At 45.3% G+C, this 5,873-nt stretch carries 4 protein-coding genes; 1 reads left to right on the plus strand and 3 read right to left on the minus strand.

Annotation, left to right across the window (positions count from 1 at the left end):
- Positions 1-176: 176 nt before the first annotated feature.
- Complete coding sequence (locus K7397_RS20950) at positions 177-1,853, minus strand: S8 family serine peptidase (protein ID WP_223070520.1); 1,677 nt, start codon at positions 1,851-1,853, stop codon at positions 177-179.
- Positions 1,854-2,080: 227 nt separating this feature from the next.
- On the opposite strand from K7397_RS20950, the gene K7397_RS20955 reads away from it, so the two are divergent.
- On the plus strand, positions 2,081-2,776 hold the full coding sequence (locus tag K7397_RS20955) for a hypothetical protein (protein WP_223070521.1): 696 nt from the start codon (positions 2,081-2,083) through the stop codon (positions 2,774-2,776).
- Positions 2,777-3,010: 234 nt separating this feature from the next.
- Here K7397_RS20955 and K7397_RS20960 read toward each other — a convergent pair whose 3' ends face one another.
- Positions 3,011-4,234 carry an MDR family MFS transporter gene (locus K7397_RS20960; RefSeq protein ID WP_223070522.1) on the minus strand — a complete coding sequence of 408 codons (1,224 nt, stop codon included), beginning with the start codon at positions 4,232-4,234 and terminating at the stop codon, positions 3,011-3,013.
- A gap of 130 nt (positions 4,235-4,364) precedes the next feature.
- A partial coding sequence (locus K7397_RS20965; protein WP_223070523.1) for a thioesterase II family protein occupies positions 4,365-5,873 on the minus strand: 1,509 nt, incomplete at its 5' end.

The raw sequence follows: 5,873 nt of genomic DNA on the forward strand, positions 1-5,873 counted from the left end.
CTTTTGCCTCCGGCTTCCTTCAGATTCCACCTCACGATGGGACACCCTTACCCTTGGCTAATGGTAGGCGCTCGCCAGCCCCCATTCCGGACTTTCACCGTGTAGATGACGCCCATGCTGGGCGTACCAGAAAGAAGGACCGGTTCGCTTGGAACCGGTCCTTCTATGCTTCATTCTTATTTGTAGCTTATATCAAGCAAGTAATCGCCGGTGCCGCTATAGGAAACAACCTTGATCGTGTAGCTTCCTGTAACAGACGGGAGGAAAGTAACAAGCTCTTGGCGTTTGGTTCCTTCAGCTTTGCCTACCAGGGTTCCGCTTGGGTTGTAAACATATAGGTCGAAGTCTGGAGATCCGCCAAAGTAACCGCCGGTCCAGTTTTTAATAATTAAAGTCGTAGCAACGGGATAGGTAGTTGAAGTGACGTTTAAAGTATAGGATTTTGAAGAGCCGCTTGTTGTAAGCGTATCGGCATAAAAAGAATGATCAGGCACGGCGGGACCGGTTCCGGTAAAGCCTCCGGCAGATTTGATTGCTTCATAAGCCTGGAGCTTTCCGTATCCGTAGTCGTTATCCTGGCCGGCCGGGCCCCAGTCTTGGGCAGTACTCGTTATTTTCGATTTCAGATCTGCTGGTGTAAGCGCATAGTTGGCATCAAGCATCAGTGCCGCCACGCCTGCTGTAAATGGTGTTGCCATAGAAGTGCCACTGTATGAGATATACTGATTGCCTGTATTCGTCTTAGGAGCGGTGATATTGAATCCGGGAGCCGTAATATCCGGTTTGATTCGGTTGTCTTTTGTAGGACCGCGGCTTGAGAAATCCGTAACGTTAAAGCCTTTTTCCCCTACATCGGCAAATGCTCCGACCGTCAAGGCATCTTTGGCGGCGCCTGGGGAACCGACAGTGTAACTCGCAGGTCCGGAGTTGCCTGCAGCCACGACAGGTAATATGCCGTTTGCGTAAGCGTTATTGACAGCAACGGAAGTGGAGTCGGTTCCGTCCGAGCTGCCTGAAGTTCCAAGGGAGAGGTTGATTACTTTGATTCCGTAAGTATTTTTGTTCTGGATGGCCCAGTTAATGGCGGCATTTACATTGCTCATCGAGCCGCTGCCGTTTTGGTCTAGAACCTTGATTCCGACCAAGGCAGCACCTGGCGCTACGCCTTTATATGCGGAGTTTCCTTCTCCGGTGCCGGCGATAATGCCGCTGACGTGAGTTCCATGGCCGTTGTCATCATAAGGAGTAGTTTGGGATCCAACAAAGTCTTTCCATCCGATGATCTTACCACCATCCAGATCTACGTGCTTTCCGTCAATCCCCGTATCAATGACGGCAACTACAGCGTCCGTTTTGCTGTAGGATGCAGGGTTCCCGTCAAGGTCCCCATTTAAGCCAAAGTCTGCGCTTGCTTTCTCGGAACCGAACCATTTTTTTGCGGTGTCCATAGAGACCTGAACGGGCATATCGTATTCAACCTGTTTAACGAAAGGCAATTTTTGCAAAAGGTCAATTTGTTTTTTGGTCAGATCGGCGGCGAAACCGTGGAATGCTTCATCGTATTGGAATTTTTTCGAAAAAGCGCCAATTTTCCCTTCCAGATCGGCATAAGCCTCATTTATAAATTCCTGATCCAACATAACGATCACCGGGACTTTGTCTTGATCCTGCAGGCCAGCCAACTTTTTCTCCAGATTGTCAAATAGTTTGTTGCCATCCAAATCGGCGATGTCAGGAATATCTTGCGGAATAGCGGTAGGATCCACCGGTTTGGGGCCGGCTGCATAGACACCGCTGACAGATGCAAAAACGAGCATAGCGGTTAACAATATTACGGCTAGTTTTTTACTCAAACCATACACTCCCTTGATTAAATTACTGAAATCTTATCGGCCGATAGACTTTGATTTGATTATATATACGGATGTTAACTTTTATGACGTTGATATTAATTAATTTTTTGAATCGATGAATCATGTTGAAAGTGTTGGAGTGCCCAAAATAGGTGTTTGCAGGTAACATAGGCGTAACCCCAACATAAAATATTGTCAAATAGAACTAACGAAGGAGAAGATCATCAATGCATCAATATGATTACGATACATCCGGTTACGCCCCAGACGGTTACCGTCAATTAGGGTATGGTTTTCCTTCCGGAATACCCGGCTTCCCATTTGGCCAGCAAGATTTGGGCTATGAATGGCGTGAACAAGAAGGCCCGTGGAGCGGAGTGTGGCGCAGGCGGGGATTCAGCAACATCTTCGACGCCACATGGACAATGCCTGGTGCTCCGGTGATAACAGCTGTTTTGACGATCTATATTTTCGGCAATTTTGTCTATGTCCAGCGGCGAAACAGCAGCGATGGAAATGACTGCGACTACACAGGAACACTCTCCGCAGATCGCCGTACGGTTACCGGGACTTATCGATGCATCCGAGGGGGAGGCACTTGGACGGCCACGATCATTCGGCGTGAGAGAATCAGTTTAGGCAGGGTTTGGTATGAACAAGAAGGCGGCTGGAATGGCGTGTGGGTACGCCGGGGAAACAGCAATATTTTCGATGCAAGATGGACTATGCCTGGGGCAACGGATATTACGGCTGTATTGACGATCAACATATTCGGCAACAACGTGCAGGTTTTACGTAGAAACAGCAGCGATGGAAATGACTGCAACTACACGGGCACCATAGCTGGGGACGGCAGAACGGTTACAGGCACTTATTCATGCACTCAAGGCGGAGGATCTTGGAGAGCCACGATAACTTATTGAATAAAGTGATGGGACTGCTCAAAGGGGAGCAGCTGTATATGTAAAGGAACAAGTGTGCCGGTGTCAACGTAACCATGTTCTATGAGCAATTAGTAAAGAAGCAACTAAAACGGTTAGGAGCTTCAATAGTTCCTAACCGTTTGGTTGTTTCGGGTTCCCTCGCTTCCAGGCTGCATTTCCAAAGGTTGAGCCACCTGGAAGTCGCAGCTCAACCTTTTGGTGTCCAACCTTCCTTCATGAAGACAAAGAGTCCTGACTAGCCACTGGGTTGTTCTGTACATGTGTGCTTCGGCTATAGAAGTAAATAGCAAATAACGAGATAACTGCTAATGTCAAGAAAACAACTTCCCCCCCATACCAGCCCAGTAGTAGTCCCCCAAGCCAAGGACCTATGAAACTACCGATGCTAGTAAATGTTTGTGCCCCGTAATACATCCCACGAAGACCATCAGGAGTAATTCTGTCAATAGCGATGTATTGAGCAGGTACGATGAACATTTCACCCAAGGTAAATATAAACATAGACACGATGAGAGTTGCCCAACCGAGGGAGAATGCAAACCCAACCGAGCCCATGCATAGCAAGATGCTGCCAATCACAATCGACTTATAAGGTGTCCATTTTTCTGCAAATCGAGTAACCAGATACTGAAGGGTCACTACCGTAAGTCCATTTATCACCATCAATACGGTATACATTTTTACTCCGTCGGCAAATTGCCCATGTAAATATTGAGCTAGAATAGTTGAAATCCTCTGATAAACGATCACTGAAAATATTCCCCCGACGACCAAAAACCGTAGCACCACATCTGTCCGTAAAGTCCTCAAGGCACTACCCAACTCCAACTTTTCTGCCTTTGGACCAGTCGAATTCTCTTTGTTATCAAACCTATACAAGATAAGAAAAAGGAAGATCGCATAAATGAGATAAATAAATGCAGTTGCTAGAAAAGCGGAAGCATTATTTTGGAAGCCGAGCATTGCCCCTAGTGGAACTCCTACGGTAAATCCAATATTAATCAAAATGTATCTGATAGAAAAAATACGCATTCGTCTCTCTGGCTGGACATAATCAGCAATCATCGACTTGCTGACAGGGTGGTAACATGATGTGGAAAGTCCCAAGATGATGCTTAGAATAAAAATTGCAATGACATTTGAAATCACCTGAAATCCAACAAATATCCCAATTAGGGTTACCAGCGTACATATTAGAACATTCTTACGACCCAAAAAGTCAGATAGCATCCCCCCCAGAAACCCGCCAAAAGTACCCGCCAAGGCGGACAAGCCCAATATCAATCCAATCGTTCCGGGATCCAAATGCAAACGGTCAGCTAAATAAATTGCAAGGAAAGGGACACTCATCCCTTCCGCAATGACTGCAAACAGGGTTCCGATTAGCAATGTGTTTACAACTGGATGGTATGTGGTCCATAATCTGCTTATTTTCATAGTACAACTCTCTCGTTTCCTTTAAGTCTATTCATAGAGACCTCTCTTAACGAATTTTGAAAATATTACAGAGGTCACACCTCCCATGGTTGCAGAACCATGTGGAGGTGTCTTCACTCGCCCCTGCGTCCTATCCTATATTCTCAGGCTGAAAAGTTGATTTTAAGATGATGTTAATAATCTCTTTAAAATTAGAAATAAAATGAAAATGATTACCAGGTAACATGTGGATTCTAAAGGCAGATTGTGTATGCTGTTGCCATTCTTGGATTTCTCTAATGTTTACTGTGTCTTCCTCACCTACAAAAGCAGTTATAGGACAATTAAAAGGTATTCCATTAACATATTCATATGTCTGTGCCATTTTGAAATCGTTGCGTAACATCGGAAGTAGTAGACGAATAAATTCATTATTTTTTATGACTTCTTCAGGTAAGTTTCCTTCATTACATATTCTTTCAAGGAAATCATTGTCATTTAAATGATAAATTTTTTCTGATGTTTTGGGAAGATGCGGAGCTCTGAAACTAGAAACAAAAAGATGTTCCGGTTGTATTTTATATTGTTGGTAAATTGCTCTGATTAACTCAAAACCAATTAAAGCACCCATACTGTGACCAAAAAAAACAAATGGTTTATCTAAGTAAGGATGTATTTCACGTACAAGCGTTCCAATAACTTCATCTAGTGAATTATAAGGCTGCTCAAAAATACGGGACTCACGGCCAGGTAATTGAATAGCAAGCAGCTTAATTTGGTCTCCTAATAATGAAGCCCAAGGGAGATAAACAGAACTTCCTCCACCCGCATAAGGAAAACAAAATAAACGGAGCTTAGTTGAAGTCGGCTCGTTCAACTTCATAAAACTAGGGGAAGTTTTGCCATGCTCCACAATGCTGTTTGGCAGTACAGTGCCGTGAACTTTTTCTTCTCCAGCAATTTGACATACTGCGCGAACATGCTTGCTCAACTGAGAAATGGTTACATTCCGGAACAAATGTTTAATCTCAACGGTGTAACCAGCCTGATATAACCGTGAAGATACCTGAATGACCTTGATTGAGTCTCCACCTAGATCAAAGAACCTGTCGGATCGGCCAATCCGAGGGACACCCAAAACCGTTTTCCAGATTTCCGCCAGAAGTTGTTCCATGTCCGTTTGCGGCTCTGTATACTCTTCGATCGAGAACAGTCCGGTATCCGGTATAGGCAGGGCCTTACGGTCAATCTTTCCGTTGGCTGTTATGGGTATCTCATTCACCTGCACATAGTAAGTCGGTACCATGTAAGCAGGCAGCAGTTCCGTCAGATATCCCCTCACTTGCGGGATAGATAGAACCCCATCCGCCACGATATAGGCACACAAGAAAGCTGAACCTTGGTGTTCTAAATCCTGGACTACCACTTGCTCGATATCAGGCAGCTGTAACAGGGCATGTTCCACTTCGGCGAGTTCTACACGATAGCCGCGGATTTTGACTTGCTTATCTGCTCTACCCATATATTCAATCGTTCCATCTGCCGCTTGACGGGCCAGATCACCAGTCCGGTACAACGTGATGTTCGGATCGAAGGGGCTTGGCACGAATTTCTCTGCGGTTAGTTCCGGACGATTCAAGTACCCCAGCGAAACACCTTC

This window comes from Paenibacillus caui (assembly GCF_019904135.1).
GTDB lineage: Bacteria > Bacillota > Bacilli > Paenibacillales > Paenibacillaceae > Fontibacillus > Fontibacillus caui.

Bases quoted from the DNA above. Each gene is read 5' to 3' on its own strand.
- K7397_RS20955 (WP_223070521.1), top strand. From the start codon at position 2,081: ATGCATCAATATGATTACGATACATCCGGTTACGCCCCAGACGGTTAC.
- K7397_RS20960 (WP_223070522.1), bottom strand. From the start codon at position 4,234: ATGAAAATAAGCAGATTATGGACCACATACCATCCAGTTGTAAACACA.